Origin of the sequence: Kitasatospora sp. NPDC092948 (genome assembly GCF_044754805.1) — a bacterium.
Lineage (GTDB): Bacteria > Actinomycetota > Actinomycetes > Streptomycetales > Streptomycetaceae > Kitasatospora.
The window spans coordinates 350,332-376,615 of sequence record NZ_JBIVPU010000002.1 but is presented as its reverse complement, the minus strand read 5'-3'; the positions used below and the strand labels follow the sequence as shown (position 1 = coordinate 376,615).

Genomic DNA, 26,284 nt, shown 5'->3' with positions numbered 1-26,284 from the left:
CCACCGACACCCCGGGCGGTCACCGATCTGGGCTAGGTTGGACGGTCATGCGACTCGGTGTGCTCGACGTAGGCTCCAACACCGTCCACTTCCTCGTGGTGGACGCCCACCCCGGTGCGGCCCCCCTGCCCGCGTACTCGCACAAGGCGGACCTGCGCCTGGCCGAACTGCTGGACTCGGACGGGGCGATCAGCCCGATCGGCGTCGACCGGCTGGTCTCGATGGTCGCGTCCTCGCTGCGGGTCGCCGAGGACAAGGGCGTCGTCGACCTGCTGCCGTTCGCCACCTCCGCCGTCCGGGAGGCCGCCAACGGCGAGGAGGTGCTGCGCCGGGTCGAGGACGAGACCGGCGTCGCCCTCACCGTGCTGTCCGGCCAGGACGAGGCCCGGCTGACCTTCCTGGCCGTCCGCCGCTGGTTCGGCTGGTCCTCCGGCCGGCTGCTCAACCTCGACATCGGCGGCGGCTCGCTGGAGATCGCCTGCGGCCTGGACGAGCAGCCCGACGTCGCCACCTCCCTGCCGCTCGGCGCCGGCCGCCTCACCTCGCGCCTGCCGGGCGACGTCGCCGACCCCGGCGACATCCGCGAACTGCGGCGGCACATCCGCGCCGAGATCGCCGGCACGGTCGGCGACATCGCCCGCCTCGGCGCGCCCGACCACTCGGTGGCCACCTCCAAGACCTTCAAGCAGCTCGCCCGGATGACCGGCGCCGCCCCCGAGGGCGCCGGCGTCCGCGTCCCCCGCAAGCTCACCCGGGCCGGCCTGTCCGCCTGGCTGCCCCGGCTCGCCGCCATGACGCCCGCCGAACGCGCCCGGATCCCCGGCGTCTCCCTCGGCCGGGCCCGCCAGCTGCTGGCCGGCGCACTGGTCGCCGACGCCGCGATGGACCTGTTCGGCCTGGAGGAGCTGGACATCTGCCCGTGGGCGCTGCGCGAGGGCATCATCCTGCGCCGCCTCGACACCCTGGACGGCCAGGACGGCCGGATCGCGATCGAGGCGTGATCGGCCGGCAGCCGCCCCCTCGCCGGCCGGGCCGCTGTCGAAGGAAGGACTCGCGCCCCACCGGGACGGCGTCCCCCCGCCCGGCCGTCGGCCCGGGGCGCCCACGGTGATCGCCGGGTCGCCGTAGGGCACCGCGTGCCGTATCGCACACCGGCCGGGCCGCGGGTTGCGCTTAACCTGGTTCGCGTGGCGGATTCAGCGGATCAGCGAAAGCCGAGGCGCGGCCCCCTGCCGTTGAAGGCGGCGCGGGCGGCCCGTGCGGCGCGCCGGAAGCTGGATCGTCCGCCGCTGCTGCGCACCACCGACCGGCTGGTGCTGCCGCCGCATCCGGCGCTGCACGTCCCGGACACCAAGGTGGCGCTGTCGACGGCGTCGGTGTACCCGTCGACCACCGAGACGGCGTTCGAGCTGGCCTCCCGGCTGGGCTACGACGGCGTCGAGGTGATGGTCTGGAACGACCCGGTCAGCCAGGACATCGAGGCGCTGCGGCGGCTGTCCGACACCTACGAGGTGGCGATCCTCGCGGTGCACGCCCCCTGCCTGCTGATCACCCAGCGGGTCTGGAGCACCGACCCGTGGACCAAGCTGGTGCGGGCCCGGAAGGCCGCCGAGCGGCTGGGCGCGGACACCGTGGTGGTGCATCCGCCGTTCCGCTGGCAGCGGCAGTACGCCAAGGAGTTCGTGGCGGGCATCGACCGGATGGCGGGGGAGACCCCGGTCCGGTTCGCGGTGGAGAACATGTACCCGTGGCGCTACCGGGACCGCGAGATGCTGGCGTACGCGCCCGGCTGGGACGTCACCGAGGAGGACTACCGGCACTTCACCGTCGACCTGTCGCACGCGGCGACCTCGCGGGTGGACGCGCTGGGCCTGGTCGGCCGGATGGGCGAGCGGCTGGCGCACGTGCACCTGGCGGACGGCTCCGGGTCCGGCAAGGACGAGCACCTGATCCCGGGGCGAGGCAAGCAGCCGTGCGCGGAGCTGCTGGAGCGCCTCGCCCGGACCGGCTTCGACGGGCACGTGGTGCTGGAGGTCAACACCCGCAAGTCCGGCACCCCGGCCGACCGCGAGGCCGACCTCGCGGAGGCACTGGCCTTCACCCGCCTGCACCTGGCGGCGGTCCGGCCCGCGTCCTGACGCCGCATCAATTCGGGAACCGGCGGACAGGCCCGCAGGCCCGCGCCTACAGTCGAACGCATGATCACGAACCGACCGGCGGGCCCCGCGTGATCGGCCCCGACACCCATGTCCGACTGGCCCGCCCCAGTCGCGACCTGGCGGCGGCCGAACGCTTCTACGTCCAGTGCCTTGGCCTGTCCGTGCTGTGGCGCACCGCCGAGCGGGTCTCCGGGCAGCACGATCTGCTGATGGTCGGATTCCCGGACGGCGCCTGGCACTTCGAGCCGGCCGTCGACCCCGAGCACCCGGTCGAGCCGTCCCCCACCGTCGAGGACCTGTTCGTGCTGTACCTCGGCGAGCCCGTGGCGGAGGCACTGGTCGAGCGCCTGGTCGCGGCGGGCGGCCGCCGGGTGCCCGCGCACAACCCCTACTGGGACGAGTGCGGGGTGACGGTGCTGGACCCCGACGGGTACGGCCTGGTGCTGTGCTCCCGCAACCGGACATGAGAAGAGGACGAATCCGATGAGTGACCTCCAGGCCCACGCGGGCTCCTTCGGCGCGGTCGCCGCCGAGTACAACGCGGCCCGGCCGTCCTACCCGGCCGCGCTCTTCGACGAACTGGAACGGCTGTCCGGCCGCCCGCTGAACGGCGCGGACGTGCTGGACGTCGGCGCCGGCACCGGCATCGCCACCCGGCTGCTGGTCGAGCGCGGCGCCCGGGTGGTGGCGGTCGAACCCAGCGACGGCATGGCCGCGGTGCTCCGCGAGGTCAGCCCCGGACTGCCGGTGGTCAAGGCCGGTGGCGACGAACTGCCGTTCCACGACGCCTCGGTGGACTTCGTCGCCTACGCGCAGGCGTTCCACTGGACCGACCCGCAGCGGTCGATCCCGGAGGCGCTGCGGGTGCTGCGCCCGGGCGGGGCGCTGGCCGTCTGGTGGAACATCAAGGACTACGCGACCCCGTGGCTGGCCGCCCACCAGGAACGGATGGCCGCCACCCTGCCCGGCTACCACTACTACGGCGGAGTGATCGCCGGGCACGAGAAGTTGACCGAGGCGGGCCTGGAGGTGCGCACGGCCACGGTCCGCTGGGAACGGCAGGTGACGGTCGACCAGGTGATCACCGACCTGACCTCCCGCTCGTACGTCGCGGTGCTGGACCCGGAGCGGCGGGCCCCGATCCTGGCCGCCGAACGGGAGGCGCTGCTCGCCGAGTTCCCGGACGGGCAGCTGGTCGAGCCGTACCGGCTGGAGCTGTACGTCGCCCCGAGGCCGTAGCCCCGGCCGCCGCCCGCGCTGACCGCATCGCGGACACCTGGTCCGGATCGGGTCGGCGCGGGCGTAGGCTCGACGGACCCCCAAAGTCTCCGAAGGAGCGGCTCCGATGCCCCAGCTGAGGTCCAACACGGTCACCCAAGGTCGCAACATGGCGGGCGCGCGCGCCCTTCTGCGCGCCGCGGGCGTAGCCCGCGAGGACTTCGGCAAGCCGATCATCGCGGTCGCCAACTCCTTCACCGAGTTCGTCCCCGGCCACACCCACCTCCAGCCGGTCGGCCGGATCGTCTCCGAGGCGATCAAGCAGGCGGGCGGCATCCCGCGCGAGTTCAACACCATCGCGGTCGACGACGGCATCGCCATGGGCCACGACGGCATGCTGTACTCGCTGCCCTCGCGCGACCTGATCGCCGACTCGGTCGAGTACATGGTCAACGCGCACTGCGCGGACGCGCTGATCTGCATCTCCAACTGCGACAAGATCACCCCGGGCATGCTGATGGCCGCGCTGCGCCTCAACATCCCCACCGTGTTCGTCTCCGGCGGCCCGATGGAGGCCGGCCAGGCCACCCTGGTCGACGGCACCGTCCGCAAGCTCGACCTGGTGGACGCGATCTCCCAGGCGGTGAACGAGAACGTCTCCGACGCGGACATCTCGATCATCGAGGAGAACGCCTGCCCGACCTGCGGCTCCTGCTCCGGCATGTTCACCGCCAACTCGATGAACTGCCTGACCGAGGCGATCGGCCTGTCGCTGCCCGGCAACGGCTCGGTGCTGGCCACCCACACCGCCCGCCGCGCCCTGTACGAGCAGGCCGGCCGCACGGTCGTGGACATCACCAACCGCTACTACGGCGGCGACGACGCCACCGTCCTGCCGCGCAACATCGCCACCCGCGCCGCGTTCGAGAACGCGATGGCGCTGGACATCGCGATGGGCGGCTCCACCAACACGATCCTGCACCTGCTGGCCGCCGCCCAGGAGGCGAAGGTCGACTTCGACATGCGGGCCATCGACGCGATCTCGCGCAAGGTGCCGTGCCTGTCCAAGGTCGCCCCGAACGGCAAGTACTACATGGAGGACGTGCACCGGGCCGGCGGCATCCCCGCCATCCTCGGCGAGCTGTACCGCGGCGGGCTGCTCAACGAGGAGGTGCACACCGTGCACTCCGACTCGCTCGCCGAGTGGCTCAAGACCTGGGACGTGCGCGGCGGTTCGCCCTCCGCCGAGGCCGTCGAGCTGTGGCACGCCGCCCCGGGCTGCGTCCGCTCCGCCGAGGCGTTCAGCCAGTCCGAGCGCTGGGACACCCTGGACACCGACGCGGCCGGCGGCTGCATCCGCAGCGTCGAGCACGCCTACTCGGTCGAGGGCGGCCTGGCCGTGCTGTACGGCAACATCGCCGAGGACGGCTGCGTGGTGAAGACCGCCGGCGTGGACGAGTCGATCTGGCGCTTCAGCGGCAAGGCCGTGGTCTGCGAGTCCCAGGACGAGGCGGTGGAGAAGATCCTCGCCAAGCAGGTCGCCGAGGGCGACGTGGTGGTCATCCGCTACGAGGGCCCCAAGGGCGGCCCGGGCATGCAGGAGATGCTCTACCCGACGTCCTTCCTGAAGGGCCGGGGCCTCGGCAAGGCCTGCGCGCTGATCACCGACGGCCGGTTCTCCGGCGGCACCTCCGGCCTGTCCATCGGTCACGTCTCCCCGGAGGCGGCGTCCGGCGGCGCCATCGCCCTGGTCGAGGACGGCGACCCGATCACCATCGACATCCCGGCCCGCACCATCAACCTGGACGTCTCCTTCGAGGAGCTGCACGAGCGCCGCCTCAAGCTGGAGGAGGGCAACGGCTACCGCCCGAAGACCCGCGACCGGCAGGTCTCGGCCGCCCTCAAGGCGTATGCGGCGATGGCCACCTCCGCCGACAAGGGCGCCGTCCGGGACGTCTCCAAGCTCGGCTGACGCCCCCGCGTGGTGCCCGGGGCGGGCAGCCCGGCGTGGTGATAATCGGACTCGTGAGGACGACCACCACCGCCGACGGCGCGCCCGCTCCCGAGCCGATCCGCTTCTTCGGCACCACCTGGGTCGACCGCGGCGCCGCCTACTGGCTGCGCCGCGCCCTGGTTTCGCTCGGCGCCCTGGCGGCCACCGCCGCCGGGGCGCTGCTGCTGCGCCTGGGCGTCTCCGGCGTCCGGATCTCCGGCGCCGCGCCGCTCACCGCCCTGCTGACCCTCGCCATCGGCGTCTGCACCGCCCTCGCGGGCCTGCGCACCTGGAAGATCCTCACCGAGGGCCGGGCCTCGCTCACCGGCTGGATGGCCGAGGACAAGTCCCTGGCCGGCGTCTGGCTGGTCGGCTTCACCGGATCCCTCGTCGCCTACTTCCTGCGCAGCCTGGCCGAGGCCCCCGGCGAGGGCCTCAAGCGCGCCGTCCACGACCAGGAGACCGCCACCTGGCAGCGCCGTCGGGCCGCCCGTGCGGAGCGCGACGCCCGCAAGGCGGCCCGGCGGCGGGCCTGAGCCGTCGTCAGCTGCGGCTGGCCGTCCCGCACTCGCCGCCCTCGGTCATCGGCCGCTGCACGTCGTACGGGTCGGTGGTCGGCCCGCTGCGCGGCGAGGCGCCCCCGGCGGGCTGGTCGGCGCGGAACGACGGCCGCAGGTAGCCGCCGTTGAAACCGCAGAGCGTGTTCGCCCGCTCGCTGTCCCAGCGGGCGACCGACACCTTGTCCTTCTTCACCTGGAAGCGCGCCGGATCGGCGAACCGGAAGTCGATCTTGCGGCGGACGACCTCCCGCTGGACCTCCACCGCACCCGGCTCGGCCCGGATCAGGCCCACCGACTTCACGCCCGCGCTGCCGCCGGTCGGCTGCGACCCGCCGTCCTGGCTCGGCGGCGGCGGCGTCGACGGCACGGCCCTGCCGACCTGCGGGCCCGGCTTCAGCGCGTACACATAGGTGACGTCGGTGTGCACCATCAGGCCCTGATCGCCGTCGTCCTCGAAGGTGATCAGGGCGTGCACCTTCACCTCGTCGGTGACCGGCACCGCCCAGGCCGGGTCGAAGCGGCTCACCCAGGTCGCCGGGTCGTTCTCCTTGCTCGGGTTGGCCAGGTCGGAGGCCATCCGGTCGGCGCTGATCCGGTTCGTCAGGTCGATGGCGTCCTGCGGGTACCCGCCCGCCATCACCTTCGGGTCCAGGTTGGTCGCGACCAGATAGGCCTTCGCCAGCTCCAGGTCCTTGGCCACCCGGTCCTGGTCGAACACGCCGACCGCGGTGGCCTGCGGCAGCGCCAGCGCGTCCGGGCCGGACGGCCACGCCTCGGCGGGCGAACCCGCCCACGGCCGCTCCGCCGTCGGCGTCTCCGGGGCCACCTGCGACGGCAGGCTGCTCGGCGTGGCGGTCGCCACCTGGGACGGCAGGCCGCTCGGTGTGGCGGTCGCCGGACCCACCGACGGAAGCTCCGAGGACGACGCCTGCGGCTTCCCCTTCGGGTTGCCCGTCGCGACCATCACCCCCAGCAGGCCCAGCGGCACCAGCAGCACCAGCAGCGCGTTGCGCACCGGGTGCGGCTTCTTGACCTTCGGAGCCCCGGCGGGCTCCGTGGGAGGCCGCCAGGGATCGTTCTCCGGCGGCGGATTCTCCTTCCAACGGGCCGTCAGCATCCGGGCCCGGCCGGATGCTTCGGTGTTCTCCGCCCCCCGGACGAACTCCTCGTCCAGCACCAACCCCTCGAAGGGGTCCCCCTCGTGTCCGGGCTTGCCGTCGTCCGGCCCCGGCCCCTCTGTTCTCGGCACGGCCGGAAGTATGCCGACAGCCTCCGACACGCCCGACACCGGGGGGCGGAAGCGCTACCCCTTGCGGGCCGCCTTCACGGAGCCGACCACACCCGCCACGCCCAGCAGCAGACCTGCGGGCAACAGCGAGGTGAACAGCGCCCCGAGCAGGCCCTCGTCGCCCAGCAGCCACAGGTTCAGGGTGCTCGCCAGCCACAGCGCCGCCGACGCCGGAATTGCCGACTGCCACGGGTGCTCGCCCGCCCAGCGCTGCAAACGCCGGTCGCCGCCCTTGCGCAGCCGGCCGCCGACCGTGCCCACCAGGAAGAAGAAGAACAGCCCGAGGCCCACCGGCCCCGCCAGGATGTTCGTCGCCCAGTGCCCGGTCACCACGTCCACCGCGAGTGCGGCGCCGCCGACCACCGCGCCCACCGCCGTCGCCGTCCGCCACGGCCCGAGCGTCGCGGCGGCGACGGCGACCTGGCGGTTCTCACGTCCTGACAACTCTCCGTGTCCCATGTCTCCACGGTGCTCCACGGCCGCCCGGGAATCCAGCATCCGAACCCCTGAGATTCCCCCTACGGGCCGATGCCCCGCGGGCACCGCTGTCGGTCCGACAGCGCAGACTGGCCCGATGACTTCGACCGCGAGCGACTACGCCTGGATCACCCACTCCCAGTGGTTCGGACGCTGTGACCAGGACGGCTACTCCCTCACCCTGGTGCACGGCCGCGACCCGCAGCAGGTGCTGGAGGCGATCGGCGCCGTCCCGCAGGGCTTCGGCGACGGCTTCGACGACCTGCTCGACTGCCACGAGGAACTGCTCGAGTACGTCGACGACTACCAGGACGGCTCGTTCGCCGTCGCCGCCGCCACCGTCCCGGGCACGGGCGGCGACTGGACGCTGCTGCTCGCCCTCGACTCCGGCGTGGGCATCAGCGGCCACCTGCCGGCGCTCTCCGCGGGCGGCGTCACCGTCACCCACGACAGCAACGCCGGCAAGCCCATGCAGTACTTCACCCACTACCTGGACGGCGAACTGATCACCACCTTCGAGGAGCCCGCGTGGGCCCAGGGCAGCGACCCGGGGGCGCTCGAACCGCTGCTGCGCGAGGTCGGCTACGACGAGTCCGGCAAGCAGGCGGCGTTCTTCGCGCTGGCCGAGCGGCTCACCGGCGTCCGGATCGCCGACGAGACCGTCCGTGACGCCGAGTTCCTGCTCGGCGTGGTGGCCGACGAGGACACGGACTGATCCCGACCGCAGGGTGGACGCCTGCCCCGGAGCGAGGGCGTTCCGGGGCAAGATGGCGGCCAGGAACCGCAGCGCACGGAGGGCCCCCATGAGCAACACCACCACCGCCGGCCAGAAGATCGCCTTCCTCGGCACCGGAAAGATCGGCGAGGCCCTGCTCTCCGGCCTGCTGCGGGCCGGCGCCGACCCGGCCGACGTCCTGGTCACCGCCCGCCGGCCCGAGCGGGCCACCGAACTCGCCGACCGCTACGGCGTCGTCACCGTCACCAACGCCGAGGCCGCCAAGCTCGCCGACACCCTGATCCTGGCCGTCAAGCCGCAGGACATGGGCGCCCTGCTCGACGAACTCGCCGAGCACGTCGCCGCCGACAAGCTGATCGTCTCCGCCGCCGCCGGCATCCCCACCGCCTGGTTCGAGGAGCGCCTCGCCCCCGGCACCCCCGTGGTCCGCGTCATGCCCAACACCCCGGTGCTGGTCGACGAGGGCATGAGCGTCATCTCCGGCGGCTCGCACGCCGCCGAGGCCCACCTGGAGCGCACCGAGGCGATCTTCCGCTCGGTCGGCAAGGCACTGCGCGTCCCCGAGAGCCAGCAGGACGCCGCCACCGCGCTGTCCGGCTCCGGGCCCGCCTACTTCTACTTCCTGGTCGAGGCGATGATCGACGCCGGCATCCTGCTCGGCCTGCCCCGCCAGGTCGCCCACGAGCTGATCGTGCAGTCCGCGATCGGCGCCTCGGTGATGCTCCGCGACTCCGGCGAACACCCCGTCAAGCTGCGCGAGGCCGTCACCTCCCCGGCCGGCACCACCATCGCCGCCGTCCGCGAACTGGAGAACCACGGCGTCCGGGCCGCCCTGCTCGGCGCCCTCGAAGCCGCCCGGGACCGCTCCCGGGAACTCGCCACCGGCGGAAAGTAGGCTGGACCGACGTGAGCTACGACCTGCTGATCCTCGACAACGACGGCGTGCTGGTGGACAGCGAGCCGATAGCCAACCGGGTGCTCGCCGAGTACCTCACCGAACTCGGCTTCCCCACCACCGTCGAGGACTCCTACCGCGACTTCATGGGCACCGCCGCGCACCACGTCCACGACGTGGTCGCGCAGCGGTACGGGGCGACCCTCCCCGAGGGCTTCGACGACCTGTTCCACGACCGGGTGTTCGCCGCCTTCGAGTCCGAACTCCGGCCCGTGCACGGCGCGGAGAAGTTCCTGACCCGCCTCCGGGAGACCGGCGTCCGCTACTGCGTCGCCTCTTCCGCCCACCACTCCTGGATCCGCACCGCGCACCGACTCACCGGCCTGTCCGGGTACTTCGCCGACGAGCTGCTGTTCTCCGCGCAGGACGTCGGCATCGGCAAGCCCGCCCCCGACCTCTTCCTGCACGCCGCCCGCACCATGGGCGCGGATCCCACCCGCTGCCTGGTCCTGGAGGACAGCGCCAACGGCGTCCTGGCCGCCCGCGCCGCCGGAATGGACGTGTACGGGTACACCGCGCTCACCGATCCCGAGAAGCTCGACGCCGCCGGGGCTACCGGTCTCTACGCCGACCTGGAGCGGGCGATCGACCTCCTGAACTGATCGCGCGCGACCCCTCCCGCCGACGCCGCCCACCGCCTACGCTCTGGCCAACATCCTTCGTACCGGCCGGTAGCGTCGGTGGTGAGCGAGGTTCCGATGCAGGTCACGGCCACGGCCGAAGCAACCCCGCGACTCCGGCAGGCACGCGCCGCGCTCGCCCTCTCCTTCCTCCTCCAGGGCACCACCTTCGCCCTGCTGGTCACCTGCATACCCGAGATCCAGAAGCGCTACGGCCTCAGCGACTCCCTGCTGCCGGTCTTCCTGGCCGCCGTCCCGATCCTGGCCGGCGCCGGCTCGATCGCCTCCGAGACCCTGGTCAAACGCACCACCGCCCGCGGCGTCCTGCGGGTCGTCCAACCCGCCATCTGCCTCACCCTCGGACTCACCGGCCTCGGCGACCGGCTCTGGCAACTCGCCATCGCCCTCGGACTGTTCGGCCTGCTGGTCGGCGCCCTCGACGCCTCGATGAACATGCTCGGCGTCGGCCTCCAGCACCGCTACGGCCGCAGCATCATGATCGGCTTCCACGCCGCGTTCAGCCTCGGCGGCATCGCCGGCGCCGCGATCGCCGGCCTCGGCGCCCACTACGACGCCGGACTGCCCACGATCTTCGGCTGGGCCGCGCTCGTCCTCGCCCCCGCCGCCCTGGTGGTCGGCCGCCGGTTCGCCGGCCCCGCCGAACTCGGCGACGCCGTCCGCGAAGCCGCCGAACTCGCCGCCCGCCGCATCCCCTGGCGCCCGCTGCTGCCGCTGTGCGCCGCGATGGCCTTCGCCTACATCGCCGACGCCTCGGTCTCCAACTACAGCGTCAAGTACCTCACCGACGGCCTCGGCAGCCGCGAGGACCTCGCCAAACTCTCCTACCTCGGCTACATGGTCGCCATGCTCCTCGGCCGCACCGTCGGCGACCGCGCCGTCCAGCGCTTCGGCGCCGTCCCCGTCGTCCGCACCGGCGCGAGCCTGGCCGGCGCCGGCTTCCTGATCGCCGCCACCGCCCCCGGCACCTGGGTCGGCATCCTCGGCTTCACCCTGCTCGGCTTCGGCATCTGCGCGATCATCCCCCAGGTCTTCGCCGCCGGCGGCCGCCTCCTCCCGCACGCGAGCGACGCCGCCGTCGCCCGCCTCAACCTCTTCAACTACGTCGGCTTCCTCATCGGCTCCCCCCTGGTCGGCACCCTCGCCGAACTCTCCTCCTACCGCTGGGCCTTCGGCGCCCCGATGCTCCTGATCCTGGGGATCATCCCGCTCGCCCGACACTTCGCTCCCGGAACCGGGCAGAAGGACGAGCGGACAGGGGCGCGGGGAACTGCGCGAGTCGGAAGCTGACCGGGGGAAAGATCGCGACACGAACACTGACCTGCACGCGGGTGCGCCCAGCAGACGGGCGCACCCTCGCAGCGCGCCCCTGCCCGATACCGTGGGCCCATGGCAGATACTTGCGGACTGCACCTCTACTGGGACGAGGCCGAAACCGACTACGACTTCGGCCCGGGCCACCCCATGGACCCGACCCGTCTCGCCCTGACGATGCGTCTGATCGAGTCCCTCGGCCTCACCCGCCACCCCACCGTCCAGCTCCGCTCCGCCCCGCCCGCCGGCGACTCGACGCTCCGCCTGGTGCACACCGCCGACTACCTCGCCGCCGTCAAGCGCGCCGCCGCCGACCCGAGCGCCACCGACCCCGTGCACGGTCTCGGCACCGACGACAACTGGTCCTTCCCCGCCCTGCACACCGCCTCCGCGCTGATCGCCGGCCAGTCCGTCGCCGCCGCCGAGGCGGTGTGGCGCGGACAGACCCCGCACGCCGTCAACTTCGCGGGCGGGCTGCACCACGCGATGCCCGGCCAGGCGTCCGGCTTCTGCGTCTACAACGACCCGGCCCTCGCCATCGCCCGCCTGCTGGAGCTGGGCGCGGAACGCGTCGCCTACGTCGACGTGGACGTCCACCACGGCGACGGCGTCCAGCAGGCGTTCTGGAACGACCCCCGGGTGCTCACCGTGTCCCTGCACGAGAGCCCCAGCACCCTGTTCCCGCAGACCGGTTGGGCCACCGAGACCGGCGGCCCGGACGCCGAGGGCACCGCCGCCAACCTGGCGCTGCCCGCCGGCACCGGCGACGCCGGCTGGCTGCGCGCCTTCCACGCCCTCGTCCCCGAGCTGCTGGCCGCGTTCCGCCCGCAGGTGATCGTCAGCCAGCACGGCGCGGACACCCACATCGAGGACCCGCTCGCCCACCTCGCCGTCACCGTCGACGCCCAGCGCCTGATCGCCGAGTCGATGCACCGCCTCGCCCACCAGCACGCCGACGGCCGCTGGGTGGCCACCGGCGGCGGCGGGTACGCGGTGGTCGACGTGGTGCCCCGCACCTGGACCCACCTGGTGGCCACCGCCGCCGGCCACCCCGTCGACCCGGCCACCGAGACCCCCGAGGAGTGGCGCGCCGAGGTCTACCGGCTGACCCGCCGCCCCGCGCCGCTGCGGATGACCGACGGCGCCACCCCGGACTGGAAGGACTTCCACGACGGCGGCTACGACCCCGCCGACCGCCTCGACCAGGCGATCCTGGCCACCCGCCGCGCCGTCCTCCCGCACCACGGACTGCTCCCGTGACCGGGGCCGCAGCCGCAGCCGCAGCCGCGACCGCCCGCGACGACCTCCGCGCCCACCTGCTGAAACACCGCCTGGCCGGCCCCGACGTGCCCACCCCCCGGCAGAACAACCTGCGGCACTACCGGCTGTTCGCCCAGGGCGACGCCAAGGCGCTGATGGGCCTCGCCCCGGAGCCCCGCCGCGACCAGGACGCGGTGCTGCGGCTGATGGCCGAACGGGTCGGCGTGCACCCCGACCCCCGGTACACCGAGGGCCCCGACACCATCGACCCCGAACGCACCCTGGCCGCACTGGACCGCCTCGCCGCCCTGCTGCGCCGTACCGCCGACCGCCGCGGCAGCGTGCTGGCGGGCACCGGGCACCCGACCAGGCTGGCCGGCTTCCACGGGGCGCTCGTACGGGCGCTCGAAGCGGCCGGGTGCTCCGTGCACACCCCTGCGCTGGGCGCGCGCTTCCGTGAGCCCACCCCGGACGGTGACCGCCCCCGTTACCTCGACGTGGTCGACCGGGTGCTGGTGGTGCGCGCCCCGGGCGGCCTTCAGGGCCCCGGCCGCCCGGGCCCGGACGACCTCGCCCACACCCACTCCCCGCTGCCGGTCCGGCTGGCCCTGACCGCCCTCGCCGACGCCGGGCACCGCCCTCCTGACCTGGTCCTGGGCGACCACGGCTGGCTGTGCGGCGCCGGCCTGCTCGGCATCCCGGCCGGCGGGATCGCCGACTGCAACGACGTCGCCCCGTTCGCCGCCGAGGCGGACGGCCTGGTCGAGGTGGTCGTCCCGCTGGAGGACGGTTCGGCCCCGTCCTGCTACCGGGCGCTGAGTGACTACGTACTGCAACGGGCGGATCTCGCACCGTACAACCGTTGACGGCCACCCTCTTCCCACCCGTACCACCCATAACTACTCTGGGGATACACGTGTGCCGGTGGAGTCACCGGAGGGGAAGCCGGTGCCTTGCACACGGGTAAGGGTCGGGTGAGGGTCATGAGCGAGCGTCCCCTGCAGGATGTGGTCTTCCTGACGGTCGCCGAGGTCGCCTCGGTGATGCGGGTCTCGAAGATGACGGTCTACCGCCTCGTGCACAGCGGCGAACTTCCGGCCATCAGGGTCGGACGCTCGTTCCGGGTGCCCGAGCAGAAGGTGCACGAGTACCTCCAGGAGTCCTACGTGCGCCTGCAGAGCGCGTAGTCCGCAACCGCCACGGGACACCGATTACGGCAAACGCGAGGTGGACGGTAGGCTAGGCCCTCCGTCAGTCGTATGGACTCCCGTTCCTCACGGGCGCGGGTCCGAGTGAGCGAGGAATGTTCCGTGGGCTCTGTCATCAAGAAGCGTCGCAAGCGTATGGCCAAGAAGAAGCACCGCAAGCTTCTGAAGCGCACTCGCGTGCAGCGTCGCAACAAGAAGTAACACCGCCTGCGGTCGCCTCGCGCCGCCAGGTTTCACCACTGCCCGCCCCCGGATGATTTCCGGAGGCGGGCAGTGGCGTTTCCGCTCCCGCCGCCGCGGCGCGGTACGGTGCAGCCGAGGGGGAAGGCAGCCCCGGCAGCCAGGGAGGTCGCGGCAACGTGGGCAAGGTCGTGCTCGTCACCGGCGTGGCGCACCGGCTCGGTGCGCGCTTCGCCGGGCTGATCGCCGAACAGCCCGGCGTGGACCGGGTGGTGGGCGTGGACGCCGGCCCGCCGCCGGCCGCACTGCCGTTCGGCGTGGAGTACGCGCAGGTCGACCTGCGCCGGCCGGCGATCGCCCGGGTGATCGCCGAGCACGAGGTCGACACCGTGGTGCACCTGCACGTCACCGCGCTCGGCCACGGCGGCCGGGCGCTGGTGAAGGAGACCAACGTCATCGGCACCATGCAGCTGCTCGGGGCCTGCCAGAAGGCCCCCGGGGTGCGCCGCCTGGTGGTGAAGTCCACCACCGCCGTCTACGGCTCCGCGCCGCGCGACCCGGCGGTGTTCGGCGAGCGGATGCAGCCCAAGGCGCTGCCGGCCGGCGGCTTCGCCCGGGACGCCGCCGAAGTGGAGGGCTACGTCCGGGGGTTCGCCCGCCGCCGCCCCGACGTCGCGGTCACCGTGCTGCGGTTCGCCAACATCCTCGGCCCGCACGGCGACACCCCGCTGACCGCGTACTTCCGGCTGCCGCTGCTGCCGACCGCGCTCGGCCACGACCCGCGCCTGCAGTTCGTCCACGAGGACGACGCGCTGGAGGTGCTGCGGCTGGCCGCGCTGGCCGCGCCGACCGGCACCTACAACGTGGCGGGCGACGGCGTGCTGCTGCTCTCCCAGTGCGCCCGCCGGCTGGGCCGGCCCACCGTGCCGATGCTGCGGCCCGCACTCGGCCTGGTCGGCCGGCTGGCCCGGCAGCTGACCGCCCCCGCGGACCGCGCCTTCTCCCAGGAGCAGCTCCAACTGCTCACCCACGGACGGGTGGTGGACACTTCGCTGCTGCGCGGCACGTTCGGCTTCACGCCGCGCTGGAGCACCGCCGAGGCGTTCGCCGACTTCGCCGCGCACGTGGCGCCCGGCCCGCTGCCGCCGGCCCGGCTGACCGCCGTCACCGACCGGCTCACCGATCTGCTAGCCGACCACCGCCCCACCGAGCCCGAGGAGTTGAGGCCGCGATGACAGCCGCCCGGGAGCCCGCCGACCCGGCGGCCAAGGTCATCCCGATCGAGTCCGCGCCGAGCTGGTCCGGCTCCGAGCCGCGCCCGGCGCTGGCCGACCGGCTGGCCGACAGCGTCGGCGCGGCGCTCTCCGGCCGACTCGGCGCGACCGCGACCCAGCTGTTCGGCAAGGGCTGGGAGGAACGCGCCGCCGGCGGACTCGGCTTCCTGCGCCGCCGGCTGACGGGTGACTACGAGGTCGACGACTTCGGCTTCGACCGGGAGCTCACCGAGGAGGTGTTCCTCGCGCTGCTGCGGCCGCTGGCGGAGAAGTACTTCCGGATCGAGGTCCGCGGCGCCGAGCACATTCCGGCCGAGGGCGGGGTGCTGATCGTCGCCAACCACTCCGGCACCGTCCCGCTGGACGCGCTGATGACCCAGGTCGCGGTGCACGACCACGCCGACCGGCACCTGCGGATGCTCGCCGCCGACCTGGTGTTCGTGCTGCCGGTGGTCAACGAGCTGGCCCGCAAGGCCGGGCACACGCTGGCCTGCAACGAGGACGCGCAGACGCTGCTGGAGCGCGGCGAGGTGGTCGGGGTCTGGCCGGAGGGCTTCAAGGGCATCGGCAAGCCGTTCGCCGACCGGTACAAGCTCCAACGGTTCGGCCGCGGCGGCTTCGTGGCGTCCGCGCTGCGGGCCGGGGTGCCGATCGTGCCGTGTTCGATCGTCGGGGCGGAGGAGACCTATCCGATGATCGGCAACTTCAAGTCGCTGGCCCGGCTGCTCGGCCTGCCGTACGTGCCGATCACGCCGACCTTCCCGTGGCTGGGCCCGCTCGGCGCGATCCCGCTGCCGACCAAGTGGACCATCCAGTTCGGCGAGCCGATCCCGACGGACAGCTACGCGAAGGACGCCGCCGACGACCCGATGCTGGTGTTCAACCTGACCGACCAGGTGCGCGAGACGATCCAGCACACGCTGTACAAGCTGCTGGTGCAGCGCCGCTCGGTCTTCGGCTGACGGGCCGCCGCCCCGCCGGGAGTGCCGCCACCCCGTCGGGCGGGGTGGCGGCACGGCGGCTCAGCTCAGACTGAGCCCGGGCAGCAGCCCCGGCAGGAGCGGCGGCAGGTTGAGGCCCTGGTTGCCGCCCGCGGGCGCGGCGGGGGACGCCGACGGGGCCGGGGCGCCGCCGCCCTGGGCCGGCGGGGCGGCCGGCGAGGGCGTGGCACCGGTGAGGCCGCCCAGCAGCTCGCCCAGGCCGGGCTTGGCGGACGGGCTGGGCGACGGGGTGGCCTGCCCGGACGACCCGGCGGCCGGTCCGTGCCCGGCGCCGCTGCCGGCGCTCGCGCTGCCGTCGGACGGCCGAGCCGCCCCGGAGCCGCCGGTGCTGCCGTCGGCCCCGCTGCCGTCGCTGCCCTCGCCGGCGGTCGTCACCAGCCGCAGGGGCGCGACGTCCTCGCTTATGTCGCTGAACAGGCGGTCCACCTTGTCGGCCTGGCCGGCCAGGCCGGACGGCAGCCGGGACTGCAGGGCCGACCAGCGCTCGTCCTGCCCGGCGAAGCCGGCGAGTTGGCGCATCGGGGCGAGCGAGCCGTTGGAGCGGTAGACCGCGCGCAGCAGGTCGCGGCCGCGCAGCGCCTCGGCGTGCATGTCGTCGAGGGCGCGGCGGACCTGGTCGACCGTGGCGGGGCTGAGCGTGCTGCCCGGGTCGGTGCGGCCGAGCAGGGACTGCGCCTCGTCGAGCCGGGTGGAGGCCTGCTGGAGGAGCAGGGCGCCGCGCTCGGAGTCGTTGTCGGCCCAGTCCAGGCGCAGCCCTTCGAGGCCGCGCTTCATGCCGTAGAGGGCATCCCCCGGGAGGGCGCCGGTGGAGGCGGCGGCGGCCCCGGCGAAGGAGCCGACGGCGACGCCGGCGACCAGTCCGCCGATGGCCAGCCGGCGGCCCCAGCGGGTGCGCCGGGCGCGCCGGTCGCGCTGGACGGGGATGACCGCCGTGGGAGCGCCGTCGGCCCACTGCTGCTCGAACGCGGCCATCAGCCGGGTGCGTTGGACCGTCCGCGTCTCCGCGGCGAGCCCGGGGGCGGGGAGCGAGCCGAGGGCGTCGGCCATGGCGAGCAGCTCGGTCATGGCGGCGGAGCCGGCCCGGTGCGCGCCGCTGCTCCGGTGGTCACTCTGGTGGGCCTCCAGCGCCTCGGCGAAGGACTTCGCCCGCCGGTGCTCCAGCATGTTTGCCGTCACGGGCCACACCTCCCTTCGTCGTTTTCGACACCGTGGCCTGCAGGTTGGTTGTCCCGGCAGGCCGACACCACACCATCGGGTGACAGTTCGAGATCTCTCTTGACTGAGGGCCCGACGGCGGATTGCACGCTGGCCAACGAGCGGTGTCGGGAGTCGGTTACGCACGACCCCCCTGGCGTATTAAGCAGAGCAGATGACCGCTCTCTCACCCGGACGGGCAAGCGTCCGGCGCGGGTTGACGGCGCATCGGCTGCGAGGTGCGCCGTCGGCGGGCGCACCGGGCCGGGGTGCGCCGCCAACGTGCCTGCCGGGGAAGGGGGATGGGCCGAGGGTCTGCCGGGTGTCGCGTCCACGGGCGGCGGATCACCGGGCGTCGGGCGGCAGCAGGCGGGCCAGCGTGCGCACCGCCCGGTACTGCAGGGTTTTGATGGCGCCCTCGTTCTTGCCCATGATCCGGGCCGTCTCGGCGACCGAAAGCCCTTGCAGGAAGCGCAGCGTGACGCACTCCTGCTGCTGCGGGTTGAGCCGGCGCACCGCGTCCAGCAGGGCGGCGTTGGAGAGCGACTCCAGCACCGACTCCTCGGGACTGCGCTCGCACTCGTTGGAGTCGAGCATCTCGCCGGTGGTGACCTCCAGCCGGAACCGGCTGGACTTGAAATGGTCGGCGACCAGGTTGCGGGCGATGGTGACCAGCCAGGCCCCGAAGTCGCGGCCCTGCCAGGTGAAGGTGCCGATCCGGCGCAGCGCGCGCAGGAACGTCTCGCTGGTGAGGTCCTCGGCGGTGGCCCGGCTGCCGACCCGGTAGTAGATGTACCGGTAGACGGTGTCGGCGTAGTGGTCGTAGAGCCGGCCGAAGGCCTCGCTCTCGCCGTTCTGGGCACGTTCGACCAGGTCGACGACGGGGTTGTGCTCGGTGTCGTAGCCGGGTCCGGCGGGGGCGGAGCGCGAGCGGCCGCGGGCGCCGGGGGAGGGGACGGTCCGGCTGCGCGCGGCGGCGGGGGAGCCGGCGGCGGTGGAGCGCAGCAGGGGGGCGGCGAACGCGGCGGGGGCGGCTGCGGCCGGGACGGGGCCGGCCACCGCGAGTTGGGGGGCCAGCAGTTCGAACTCGCGGATCGCGGCCCACAGTCGCTCCAGGCGCACACCGCGGCGCAGGCCGGGGGTCGACGGGCGGGAGGTGGCTGGCGCGTCGTTCCGGACGGGTGGGTACACGGGACTCCCAGAGGCAGAACTGTGGACGGATCACCTCCGCCTGTGCGGAGAGCACGCCGCATTGACCACCCGTCACGGGGACGTTCGGGGTGGCGTGCATCCAGGAGAGAATAACGCTTTGTGCAATGACAGCTACACCCCGTGGTCGAAGTGGTCGAACAAGGTCCACTTGTTGTGCATATTCACCTGCGGGTGACCGGAGTTGACGTCATTTCTCCGACTCAATGCGACCAGTTGTGTGCACCCGGTGACCGATCGGTGATGGAAGGCCGGGCTTTCCCCGGTCGGGGCGGTTCCAACCCACGACTTTGGCCGACTGTCGAACGATCAGTTCCGATCACGGCACGGAGGCCAGCTCAGCCGGGTCGGGCGGGTGGCGCGGGGCGCGACGGGACCACCCGTCAGGGGGCGTGTCGGCGGCGACGGATTGACGCCCGGTCAAGGGCGGTGCGGGTGACGCCGGTTCAGGCCTGCCGGCGGCGGCGCATCGCCACCGCGGTCGCCGCCGCCCCGGCCGCGACGCCGAGCGCCGCCGCCGCGGGGATGCCGATCCGGGCGGCCTTCCGCCCGGTGCGGAAGTCCCGCACCCGCCAGCCCATCGCCCGGGCGTGCCGGCGCAGCGCCGCGTCCGGGTTGATCACGTACGGGTGGCCGACCAGGCTGAGCATCGGGATGTCGTTGGCGGAATCGCTGAACGCGGCGCAGCGGGCCAGGTCGAGGTGTTCGCGGCGGGCCAGCGCCTGCACGGCGGCGGCCTTGGCGTCGCCGTGCAGCATGCCGCCGACCAGTCGGCCGGTGTACTCGCCGTCGCGGGTCTCGGCGACGGTGCCGAGGGCGCCGGTCATGCCGAGCCGGCGGGCGATCAGCCGGGCGACCTCCTGCGGGGCGGCGGTGACCAGCCAGACCCGCTGCCCGGCGTCCAGGTGCATCTGGACCAGGGCGCGGGTGCCGGGCCAGACCTTCTCGGCCAGGACGGGTTCGAAGATCTCCTCGCAGATCCGCTCCAGGTCGGCGGTGCGCTTGCCGGCGACCAGGCCGAGCGCGCTGTCCCGGGCGTCGGCGATGTGGTCGGGGTTCTCGGCGCCGCGCAGCCGGAACGCGGCCTGCTGCCAGGCGAACCGGGCCAGGTCGCGGCGGGTGAAGAAGCGCCGCCGGTACAGGCCGACGCCGAGGTAGAAGATCGCCGCGCCGCGCAGGATGGTGTTGTCGCAGTCGAAGAACGCGGCGGCCCGGACGTCCCCGGGCACGGGGGTGTGGTCGCCCTCGGGGGCCCTGGGGCGGTCGGGCTCCGCGTCGTCGGAGGTGAGCTGTTCCCGGGCGGCGTCGGCCGCGGCCTCGCCCGCCAGGGCGGTCCGTTCGTCGGTGGAACGCCTCGACCGGGTGAGCCTTCGCAGCGCTGCCATGGGTCGAGCATAGTCAGCCGGGCCGTCGGCCCCCGTGTCCGAGGAGTGCCGCACCGGTGAACGGGGGGCGTCCGGGCCCGCGCCGTGAGCGCCTGCACAATGGCTGGCGTGAGCCTGCTGCGACGTGCGAAGAAGAACCCGGCCGACATCACGGTGACGCTGATCGGCAAGCCCGGCTGCCACCTGTGCGAGGACGCCCGGGCGGTGATCCTCAAGGTGGTGGGCGAACTCGGCGTCGGCTTCGAGGAGAAGGACATCCTGCAGGACGCGGCGCTGTACGAGCAGTACGCCGAGCAGATCCCGGTGACCTTGATCGACGGCCGCCAGCACGACTTCTGGCGGGTGGACGAGCAGCGGCTGCGCAAGGCGCTGGCCTGACCGTCCGACCGGTCGGGCCTGCTCGCACCGGCCCGCCGGGGCGGTCCTTCGTGGACGTTCGACGGCCACGGCTCTAGGAGTTCCGCCGGCTTCCGGCATACCATCGAACGTCTTTCCGTGTCCGCCGGGGGCCGTGCAAGAGGAGGGCGCGATGAACGGCTATGCCGTCGTCGACGTCGAGGCCACCGGCCGCAGCCCCTGGCGCCACCGGGTGGTCGAGGTGGCCGTGGTGCAGTTGGACGCCGCCCTGGGCACCGAGCGGGAGTTCGCCACGCTGCTCGATCCGGCCGGGCCGGTCGGGCCGACGCACGTGCACCGAATAGCGCAGGAGGACGTGGTCGGCGCGCCCCGGTTCCGGCAGATCGCGCCGTGGCTGCTGGAGCTGCTGGCCGGCCGGGTGCTGGTCGGGCACCACGTGACCTGCGACCGGGCGTTCCTGGAGCGGGAGTTCGCGCGGATCGGGGTGGTGCTGCCGGCGGTGCCGACGCTGTGCACGATGCGGCTGGCCCGCCGTCTGCTGCCGCAGGCGGGCGGTTTCGGGCTGTCGGCGTGCGTGGAGGCGGCCGGGCTCGGCCGGTTCCCGGCGCACACCGCGCTCGGCGACGCCCGGGCCACCGTGGAGCTGCTGCGGCACTGCCTGCGGGCCGGCGGTCCGGCCGACGAGCCCGTTCCGGCCGTCGCCGCGGTGCCGTGGCCGCGGCTGGCGGCGGCCCGTTCGACCGGCTCCCGGGAGCCGGTCCGGCTGCTGCGCCGGTGGGCTCCGCCGGGTCCGTGGCCGGCCGGGGCGGAGGGGTCGCGGCCCTCGGTCGACGCGGCGGGTTACGAGTGATGCGTGTCACTGTTCGGGGACAAATCGGACACCATCTTTGTGCACACGTTCACAAACGCATAGCCTGGCGGTCCAAGCCCAGCTTCACCCACAGGAGCAACGTGGCAATCGGCCGACCCTCCCCCAGCAGTTCGCAGACGCCCGACCCGGGCGCCGCGCGCCGGACCTCGCGTGCGCGGGGCATTCCGGAGGCGACCGTGGCCCGTCTCCCGCTCTACCTGCGGGCGCTGACCGCGCTGTCCGAGCGTTCCGTGCCGACCGTCTCCTCCGAGGAGCTGGCCGCCGCGGCCGGCGTGAACTCCGCCAAGCTCCGCAAGGACTTCTCCTACCTCGGGTCGTACGGCACCCGCGGCGTCGGCTACGACGTGGAGTACCTCGTCTACCAGATCTCCCGGGAGCTCGGCCTCACCCAGGACTGGCCGGTCGTCATCGTCGGCATCGGAAACCTCGGCCACGCGCTCGCCAACTACGGCGGCTTCGCCTCCCGCGGCTTCCGGGTGGCCGCACTGCTGGACGCCGACCCCAACGTGGTCGGCAGCACCGCCGCCGGCCTGCCGGTGCGGCACATGGACGAGCTGGAGGAGATCGTGGTCTCCCAGCACGTCTCCATCGGCGTCATCACCACCCCGCCCGGCGCCGCCCAACTGGTCTGCGACCGCCTGGTCGAGGCCGGCGTCACCAGCATCCTGAACTTCGCCCCCACCGTGCTGACCGTCCCGGACGGCGTGGACGTGCGCAAGGTCGACCTCTCGATCGAGCTGCAGATCCTCGCCTTCCACGAGCAGCGCAAGGCCGGCGACGAGCCCACCGGCGACTCGGTGCTCGACCGCGCCCCCGGGCCGGTCCGCGCCGCCGCCGCCAAGCTGCGCCGCGCCGCCGGCGGCGGCAAGTCGGCCGAGCCGGCGAAGAACGCCGCGGCCGCCAAGGGCGCCAAGGGCGGCCCCGAGGACGACCTGTCCGCGGTGATGCCGGCGTGAGCACGAACATCCGTCACGACGAGGTGGGGGCATGAGTCTTCTGGTAGTCGGTCTGAGCCACCGGACCGCACCGGTCGGCGTGCTGGAGCGCGCCGCGCTCACCGGCGACAGCCCGACCCGGCTGCTGCACGACGCCGCCGCTTCGGCGACCGTCGCCGAAGCCGCGCTGGTCAACACCTGCAACCGGATCGAGCTGTACGCCGACGTGGACAAGTTCCACGCGGGCGTCGCCGAGCTGTCCCAACTGCTCTCCGGGCACAGCGGCGTCGACCTCGACGAGCTCACCCCGCACCTGTACGTGCACTACGAGGACCGCGCCGTCCACCACCTGTTCTCGGTGGCCTGCGGCCTGGACTCGATGGTCGTCGGCGAGGGCCAGATCCTCGGCCAGCTCCGCGATGCCCTGGCCAAGGCCCAGGACGAGCACACCGCGGGCCGCGGCCTGAACGAGCTGTTCCAGCAGGCCCTGCGGGTCGGCAAGCGGGCGCACAGCGAGACCGGCATCGACAAGGCCGGCCAGTCCCTGGTCACCTTCGGCCTGGAGCAGGTCGCCGCCGGCGCCGGCCCGATCGCCGGCAAGCGCGCCCTGGTGGTCGGCGCGGGCTCGATGAGCTCGCTGGCCGCCGCCACCCTGCTCCGGTCCGGCATCACCGACCTGCAGATCGCCAACCGCACCCCGGCCCGCGCCGAGCGCCTGGTGGAGATCCTCGGCGACGCCGCCCGCACCCTGGACTTCGCCGACGTCCCGCAGGCCCTCGCCGACGTCGACCTGGTGATCTCCTGCACCGGCGCGGCCGGCACCGTGATCGACGCCGCCCAGGTGGCCGCCGCGGTCACCGCCCGCAGCGCCGAGCAGCCGCTCGCCTTCCTCGACCTCGCCATGCCGCGGGACGTCGACCACGCCGTGCACCGGCTCGACGGCGCCCTGCTGGTCGACCTGGAGAGCCTCTCCCACGCGCACGCCGCCACCCCCGGCGCGGGCGACGTGGACGCCGTCTCCACCATCGTCGGCGACGAGGTCACCGCCTTCGGCCAGGCACAGCGCGCCGCCCGGATCGCCCCCACCGTGGTCGCCCTGCGCGCCATGGCCTCCGAGGTGGTCCGCAGCGAACTCGCCCGGCTCACCTCCCGGCTGCCCGGCCTGGACGAGCGCTCCAGCGCGGAGATCTCGCAGACCGTGCGCCGGGTGGTCGAAAAACTGCTGCACGCCCCGACCGTCAAGGTCAAGCAGCTCGCCGGCGAACCCGGCGGGGCCTCCTACGCGGAAGCCCTGCGCGAACTGTTCGACTTGGACCCGGCGGCAGTGCACGCTGTCTCCGGCACCCCGGTCGGCGACCGGGCCGGGTCCTCGATCCCGGCCGGTGGCATCCCCGCCGCCCAGGCCGCCGTCGCCCCGCCCGCCGGAGCCCCCAGATGAACACCCCGTCAGCCCCCCAGCACGACCAGGACGATCGCCTCATGAATGGTCCAGAGACAGTGACGCCGCTGCGCCTCGGCACCCGCCGCAGCGCCCTCGCCATGGCCCAGTCGGGCATGGTCGCCGAGGAGGTGGCCCAGATCACCGGCCGCCGGGTGGAGCTGGTCGAGATCACCACCTACGGGGACGTCTCCCGGGAGTCGCTGGCGCAGATCGGCGGCACCGGTGTATTCGTCTCCGCACTGCGCGACGCCCTGCTGGAAGGCCGCATCGACCTGGCCGTCCACTCGCTCAAGGACCTGCCCACCACCGCCCCCGCCGGGCTGCTGCTGGCCGCCGTCCCCGAGCGCGAGGACGTCCGGGACGCCCTGGTCGCCCGCGACGGCCTCACCCTGGCCGAGCTGGTCGGCAAGGCCGAGGGCCGCACCGTCCGGATAGGCACCGGCTCCCCGCGCCGGATGGCGCAGCTCAACGCCTGGGCCCGGGCCCGGGGCGCGGACCTGGAGACCGTCGCGATCCGCGGCAACGTCGACACCCGCATCAACTACGTCACCTCCGGCGAACTCGACGCCGTGGTGCTGGCCACCGCCGGCCTGAACCGGCTCGGCCGCCACGCCGAGATCACCGAGCACCTCGACACCGCGCTGATGCTGCCCGCCCCCGGGCAGGGCGCGCTGGCCGTCGAGTGCGTCGACCCGACCCTGGCCGCCGTGCTGTCCCGGCTCGACCACGCCCCCACCCGGGCCGCCGTGGTCGCCGAGCGCGCCCTGCTGGCCACCCTGGAGGCCGGCTGCTCCGCGCCGGTCGCCGCGCTGGCCACCTGGGCCGGCACCGAACTGCGCCTGGACGGCGTGGTCGGCACCACCGATGGCGCCGAACTGCTCAAGATGTCCGCCAACGGCCCGCTCGTCCCCGACGAGACCGCCGAGGAGCAGGCCGCGGCCCTGGGCCGCGCCCTGGCGACCCGGCTGCTCGACACCGGAGCGGCCAACCTGATGGGGGAGCGCGCCCGATGACCGCCGCCGGATTCCACCCGCCCGCAGGGCGCTGCACTTTCCTCGGCGCCGGCCCCGGCGACCCCGGACTGCTGACCCTGCGCGCCGTCGACGTGCTCGGCACCGCCGACGTGCTGGTCGCCGACCCGCTGACCGCCGCCGCGGTGCGCACCCACTGCCCCAGCGGCGTGCAGGTGATCGACCCGACCGAGGCCGGCAAGGAGCTGTGCGACCTGGCCGCCGACGCCGTCAAGGCCGGCCGCCACCTGGTCCGCACCGTGGACGGCGACCCGGGCCTGGACGGCTGCGCCGCCCAGGAGATGCTGCGCTGCGCCAAGGCCGGCGTCCCGTTCGAGGTCATTCCCGGCGTCGCCCAGTCGGTGGGCGTGCCCGCCTACGCGGGTGTGCCGCTCCGCGGCGACCAGGGCGCGGACGTCCGCTTCGTGGACGCCGAGGCGCTGCTGGCCGGCCAGGTCGTCGACCTCGGCGCGCCGGAGACCACCCTGGTGGTGCGCACCACCCTGGGCCAGCTGCCGACCACCGCGAACGCCCTGGTGGCGCACGGCCGCAAGCCCGACGCGGCGCTGTCCGCGACGCTGTCCGGCACCACCACCCGGCAACGCACCTTCACCTCCACGCTGGCCGCCATCGCCGCCGACCTGAAGGCGGCCCGGGTGCTGCCCTCGCCGGTCTCCGCCCCGGTGGACCCGGCGACCTCGGTGATAGCGGTGGTGGGCGAGCAGGTCGCCCACCGCGCCTCGCACTCGTGGTTCGAGACCAAGCCGCTGTTCGGCTGGAACGTCCTCGTGCCGCGCACCAAGGAGCAGGCGCACGGCCTGTCCGAGCAGCTGCGCTCGTACGGCGCGGTGCCGCAGGAGGTGCCGACCATCGCGGTCGAGCCGCCGCGCACCCCGCAGCAGATGGAGCGGGCCATCAAGGGCCTGGTCACCGGCCGCTACGAGTGGATCGCGTTCACCTCGGTGAACGCCGTCAAGGCGGTCCGGGAGAAGTTCGAGGAGTACGGCCTGGACGCCCGGGCGTTCGCCGGCATCAAGGTCGCGGCGGTCGGCGAGACCACCGCGCAGGCGCTGGTCGACTTCGGCGTGAAGCCCGACCTGGTGCCGTCCGGCGAGCAGTCCGCCGCCGGTCTGCTGGAGGACTGGCCGCCGTACGACCCGGTGTTCGACCCGATCGACCGGGTGCTGCTGCCGCGTGCCGACATCGCCACCGAGACCCTGGTGGCCGGTCTGGTCGAGCTCGGCTGGGAGGTCGACGACGTGACGGCGTACCGGACGGTGCGCGCCTCGCCGCCGCCGGCCGAGACCCGCGAGGCGATCAAGGGCGGCGGTTTCGACGCGGTGCTGTTCACCTCGTCCTCGACCGTCCGGAACCTGGTCGGCATCGCCGGCAAGCCGCACAACGTGACCGTCATCGCCTGCATCGGCCCGGCCACCGCCAAGACGGCGGAGGAGCACGGCCTGCGGGTCGACGTGATGGCCCCGGCCCCGTCCGCGTCCGCGCTCGCCCAGGCGCTGGCCGACTTCGGGGCCAACCGCCGGGACGCCGCCACCGCGGCGGGCGAGCCGGTCTACCGGCCGAGCGAACGCCGCCCCGGTTCGCGCCGCAAGGCGCGTTGACC

27 protein-coding genes are annotated in these 26,284 nt (G+C 73.7%); 22 read left to right on the top strand and 5 right to left on the bottom strand.

Annotated features, from left to right (window positions below):
• Positions 1-47: 47 nt before the first annotated feature.
• The 6 genes from ACIQF6_RS06450 (at position 48) to ACIQF6_RS06425 (ending at position 5,906) form a co-directional block, all read left to right on the top strand.
• Positions 48-1,001, top strand: coding sequence for a Ppx/GppA family phosphatase (locus tag ACIQF6_RS06450; protein WP_400890793.1), 954 nt, complete (start codon positions 48-50; stop codon positions 999-1,001).
• Positions 1,002-1,334: 333 nt separating this feature from the next.
• Complete coding sequence (locus ACIQF6_RS06445; RefSeq protein WP_400892152.1) at positions 1,335-2,138, top strand: sugar phosphate isomerase/epimerase family protein; 804 nt, start codon at positions 1,335-1,337, stop codon at positions 2,136-2,138.
• An 89-nt stretch (positions 2,139-2,227) separates the two neighbouring features.
• Positions 2,228-2,626 carry a VOC family protein gene (locus ACIQF6_RS06440; protein WP_400890790.1) on the top strand — a complete coding sequence of 133 codons (399 nt, stop codon included), beginning with the start codon at positions 2,228-2,230 and terminating at the stop codon, positions 2,624-2,626.
• 16 nt (positions 2,627-2,642) lie between these two features.
• Positions 2,643-3,398, top strand: coding sequence for a class I SAM-dependent methyltransferase (locus ACIQF6_RS06435; RefSeq protein ID WP_400890787.1), 756 nt, complete (start codon positions 2,643-2,645; stop codon positions 3,396-3,398).
• 106 nt (positions 3,399-3,504) lie between these two features.
• Entirely contained in the window at positions 3,505-5,349 is a 1,845-nt protein-coding gene (ilvD, locus tag ACIQF6_RS06430) for a dihydroxy-acid dehydratase (protein ID WP_400890784.1), read from the top strand.
• Positions 5,350-5,402: 53 nt separating this feature from the next.
• Positions 5,403-5,906 (top strand): hypothetical protein, encoded by a 504-nt coding sequence (locus tag ACIQF6_RS06425; protein WP_400890781.1) that lies wholly within the window; start codon positions 5,403-5,405, stop codon positions 5,904-5,906.
• A 7-nt stretch (positions 5,907-5,913) separates the two neighbouring features.
• On the opposite strand, the gene ACIQF6_RS06420 is transcribed toward ACIQF6_RS06425, so the two are convergent.
• On the bottom strand, positions 5,914-7,179 hold the full coding sequence (locus tag ACIQF6_RS06420; RefSeq protein WP_400890778.1) for a hypothetical protein: 1,266 nt from the start codon (positions 7,177-7,179) through the stop codon (positions 5,914-5,916).
• Positions 7,180-7,233: 54 nt separating this feature from the next.
• Entirely contained in the window at positions 7,234-7,677 is a 444-nt protein-coding gene (locus tag ACIQF6_RS06415) for a hypothetical protein (RefSeq protein ID WP_400890775.1), read from the bottom strand.
• Positions 7,678-7,792: 115 nt separating this feature from the next.
• On the opposite strand from ACIQF6_RS06415, the gene ACIQF6_RS06410 reads away from it, so the two are divergent.
• The 10 genes from ACIQF6_RS06410 to ACIQF6_RS06365 all read left to right on the top strand — a co-directional run bounded on the left by ACIQF6_RS06410 (position 7,793) and on the right by ACIQF6_RS06365 (position 16,222).
• On the top strand, positions 7,793-8,410 hold the full coding sequence (locus tag ACIQF6_RS06410; protein ID WP_400890772.1) for a DUF6461 domain-containing protein: 618 nt from the start codon (positions 7,793-7,795) through the stop codon (positions 8,408-8,410).
• A gap of 88 nt (positions 8,411-8,498) precedes the next feature.
• On the top strand, positions 8,499-9,326 hold the full coding sequence (gene proC, locus ACIQF6_RS06405; protein ID WP_400890769.1) for a pyrroline-5-carboxylate reductase: 828 nt from the start codon (positions 8,499-8,501) through the stop codon (positions 9,324-9,326).
• A gap of 11 nt (positions 9,327-9,337) precedes the next feature.
• A complete protein-coding gene (locus tag ACIQF6_RS06400; RefSeq protein WP_400890766.1) occupies positions 9,338-9,988 on the top strand; it encodes an HAD family hydrolase in 651 nt (216 codons plus the stop codon).
• Between the two features lie 96 nt (positions 9,989-10,084).
• Positions 10,085-11,314, top strand: coding sequence for an MFS transporter (locus ACIQF6_RS06395; RefSeq protein WP_400892149.1), 1,230 nt, complete (start codon positions 10,085-10,087; stop codon positions 11,312-11,314).
• Between the two features lie 99 nt (positions 11,315-11,413).
• A complete protein-coding gene (locus ACIQF6_RS06390) occupies positions 11,414-12,598 on the top strand; it encodes an acetoin utilization protein AcuC (protein ID WP_400890763.1) in 1,185 nt (394 codons plus the stop codon).
• Positions 12,595-13,464: a phosphatase gene (locus ACIQF6_RS06385; RefSeq protein WP_400890761.1), complete on the top strand. Its 870-nt coding sequence runs from the start codon at positions 12,595-12,597 to the stop codon at positions 13,462-13,464. The genes ACIQF6_RS06390 and ACIQF6_RS06385 overlap by 4 nt, the downstream gene beginning before the upstream one ends.
• Before the next feature lie 117 nt (positions 13,465-13,581).
• Positions 13,582-13,785 carry a helix-turn-helix domain-containing protein gene (locus ACIQF6_RS06380; protein WP_035863710.1) on the top strand — a complete coding sequence of 68 codons (204 nt, stop codon included), beginning with the start codon at positions 13,582-13,584 and terminating at the stop codon, positions 13,783-13,785.
• Positions 13,786-13,908: 123 nt separating this feature from the next.
• Positions 13,909-14,007, top strand: coding sequence for a 30S ribosomal protein bS22 (locus ACIQF6_RS06375; protein WP_003948845.1), 99 nt, complete (start codon positions 13,909-13,911; stop codon positions 14,005-14,007).
• Positions 14,008-14,165: 158 nt separating this feature from the next.
• On the top strand, positions 14,166-15,221 hold the full coding sequence (locus tag ACIQF6_RS06370; protein ID WP_400890758.1) for an NAD-dependent epimerase/dehydratase family protein: 1,056 nt from the start codon (positions 14,166-14,168) through the stop codon (positions 15,219-15,221).
• Complete coding sequence (locus ACIQF6_RS06365; protein WP_400890755.1) at positions 15,218-16,222, top strand: lysophospholipid acyltransferase family protein; 1,005 nt, start codon at positions 15,218-15,220, stop codon at positions 16,220-16,222. The genes ACIQF6_RS06370 and ACIQF6_RS06365 overlap by 4 nt, the downstream gene beginning before the upstream one ends.
• A 60-nt stretch (positions 16,223-16,282) precedes the next feature.
• Here ACIQF6_RS06365 and ACIQF6_RS06360 read toward each other — a convergent pair whose 3' ends face one another.
• The 3 genes from ACIQF6_RS06360 to ACIQF6_RS06350 all read right to left on the bottom strand — a co-directional run bounded on the left by ACIQF6_RS06360 (position 16,283) and on the right by ACIQF6_RS06350 (position 20,049).
• On the bottom strand, positions 16,283-17,437 hold the full coding sequence (locus ACIQF6_RS06360) for a DUF5667 domain-containing protein (RefSeq protein ID WP_400890753.1): 1,155 nt from the start codon (positions 17,435-17,437) through the stop codon (positions 16,283-16,285).
• 363 nt (positions 17,438-17,800) lie between these two features.
• Positions 17,801-18,535, bottom strand: a complete 735-nt coding sequence (locus ACIQF6_RS06355; RefSeq protein WP_400892147.1) for an ECF subfamily RNA polymerase sigma factor, BldN family — start codon at positions 18,533-18,535, stop codon at positions 17,801-17,803.
• 575 nt (positions 18,536-19,110) lie between these two features.
• A complete protein-coding gene (locus ACIQF6_RS06350) occupies positions 19,111-20,049 on the bottom strand; it encodes an HAD family hydrolase (protein ID WP_400890751.1) in 939 nt (312 codons plus the stop codon).
• Between the two features lie 99 nt (positions 20,050-20,148).
• Here ACIQF6_RS06350 and ACIQF6_RS06345 point away from each other — a divergent pair, with 99 nt between their 5' ends.
• The 6 genes from ACIQF6_RS06345 (at position 20,149) to ACIQF6_RS06320 (ending at position 26,282) form a co-directional block, all read left to right on the top strand.
• Positions 20,149-20,427, top strand: coding sequence for a glutaredoxin family protein (locus ACIQF6_RS06345; protein WP_400890749.1), 279 nt, complete (start codon positions 20,149-20,151; stop codon positions 20,425-20,427).
• Between the two features lie 151 nt (positions 20,428-20,578).
• On the top strand, positions 20,579-21,256 hold the full coding sequence (locus ACIQF6_RS06340) for an exonuclease domain-containing protein (RefSeq protein ID WP_400890747.1): 678 nt from the start codon (positions 20,579-20,581) through the stop codon (positions 21,254-21,256).
• A gap of 101 nt (positions 21,257-21,357) precedes the next feature.
• Complete coding sequence (locus tag ACIQF6_RS06335; RefSeq protein WP_400890744.1) at positions 21,358-22,233, top strand: redox-sensing transcriptional repressor Rex; 876 nt, start codon at positions 21,358-21,360, stop codon at positions 22,231-22,233.
• 31 nt (positions 22,234-22,264) lie between these two features.
• Positions 22,265-23,650 (top strand): glutamyl-tRNA reductase, encoded by a 1,386-nt coding sequence (locus tag ACIQF6_RS06330; RefSeq protein WP_400890742.1) that lies wholly within the window; start codon positions 22,265-22,267, stop codon positions 23,648-23,650.
• A 41-nt stretch (positions 23,651-23,691) separates the two neighbouring features.
• On the top strand, positions 23,692-24,666 hold the full coding sequence (gene hemC / locus ACIQF6_RS06325; RefSeq protein ID WP_400890740.1) for a hydroxymethylbilane synthase: 975 nt from the start codon (positions 23,692-23,694) through the stop codon (positions 24,664-24,666).
• Positions 24,663-26,282, top strand: coding sequence for a uroporphyrinogen-III synthase (locus ACIQF6_RS06320; protein WP_400890737.1), 1,620 nt, complete (start codon positions 24,663-24,665; stop codon positions 26,280-26,282). Before hemC ends, ACIQF6_RS06320 begins: the two co-directional genes overlap by 4 nt.
• The last annotated feature ends 2 nt before the right edge of the window (positions 26,283-26,284 follow it).

Bases quoted from the DNA above. Each gene is read 5' to 3' on its own strand.
- ACIQF6_RS06450 (WP_400890793.1), top strand. From the start codon at position 48: ATGCGACTCGGTGTGCTCGACGTAGGCTCCAACACCGTCCACTTCCTC.
- ACIQF6_RS06435 (WP_400890787.1), top strand. From the start codon at position 2,643: ATGAGTGACCTCCAGGCCCACGCGGGCTCCTTCGGCGCGGTCGCCGCC.
- ilvD (WP_400890784.1), top strand. From the start codon at position 3,505: ATGCCCCAGCTGAGGTCCAACACGGTCACCCAAGGTCGCAACATGGCG.
- ACIQF6_RS06415 (WP_400890775.1), bottom strand. From the start codon at position 7,677: ATGGGACACGGAGAGTTGTCAGGACGTGAGAACCGCCAGGTCGCCGTC.
- ACIQF6_RS06410 (WP_400890772.1), top strand. From the start codon at position 7,793: ATGACTTCGACCGCGAGCGACTACGCCTGGATCACCCACTCCCAGTGG.
- proC (WP_400890769.1), top strand. From the start codon at position 8,499: ATGAGCAACACCACCACCGCCGGCCAGAAGATCGCCTTCCTCGGCACC.
- ACIQF6_RS06395 (WP_400892149.1), top strand. From the start codon at position 10,085: ATGCAGGTCACGGCCACGGCCGAAGCAACCCCGCGACTCCGGCAGGCA.
- ACIQF6_RS06390 (WP_400890763.1), top strand. From the start codon at position 11,414: ATGGCAGATACTTGCGGACTGCACCTCTACTGGGACGAGGCCGAAACC.
- ACIQF6_RS06380 (WP_035863710.1), top strand. From the start codon at position 13,582: ATGAGCGAGCGTCCCCTGCAGGATGTGGTCTTCCTGACGGTCGCCGAG.
- ACIQF6_RS06365 (WP_400890755.1), top strand. From the start codon at position 15,218: ATGACAGCCGCCCGGGAGCCCGCCGACCCGGCGGCCAAGGTCATCCCG.
- ACIQF6_RS06350 (WP_400890751.1), bottom strand. From the start codon at position 20,049: ATGGCAGCGCTGCGAAGGCTCACCCGGTCGAGGCGTTCCACCGACGAA.
- ACIQF6_RS06345 (WP_400890749.1), top strand. From the start codon at position 20,149: ATGGCTGGCGTGAGCCTGCTGCGACGTGCGAAGAAGAACCCGGCCGAC.
- ACIQF6_RS06340 (WP_400890747.1), top strand. From the start codon at position 20,579: ATGAACGGCTATGCCGTCGTCGACGTCGAGGCCACCGGCCGCAGCCCC.
- ACIQF6_RS06330 (WP_400890742.1), top strand. From the start codon at position 22,265: ATGAGTCTTCTGGTAGTCGGTCTGAGCCACCGGACCGCACCGGTCGGC.
- hemC (WP_400890740.1), top strand. From the start codon at position 23,692: ATGAATGGTCCAGAGACAGTGACGCCGCTGCGCCTCGGCACCCGCCGC.
- ACIQF6_RS06320 (WP_400890737.1), top strand. From the start codon at position 24,663: ATGACCGCCGCCGGATTCCACCCGCCCGCAGGGCGCTGCACTTTCCTC.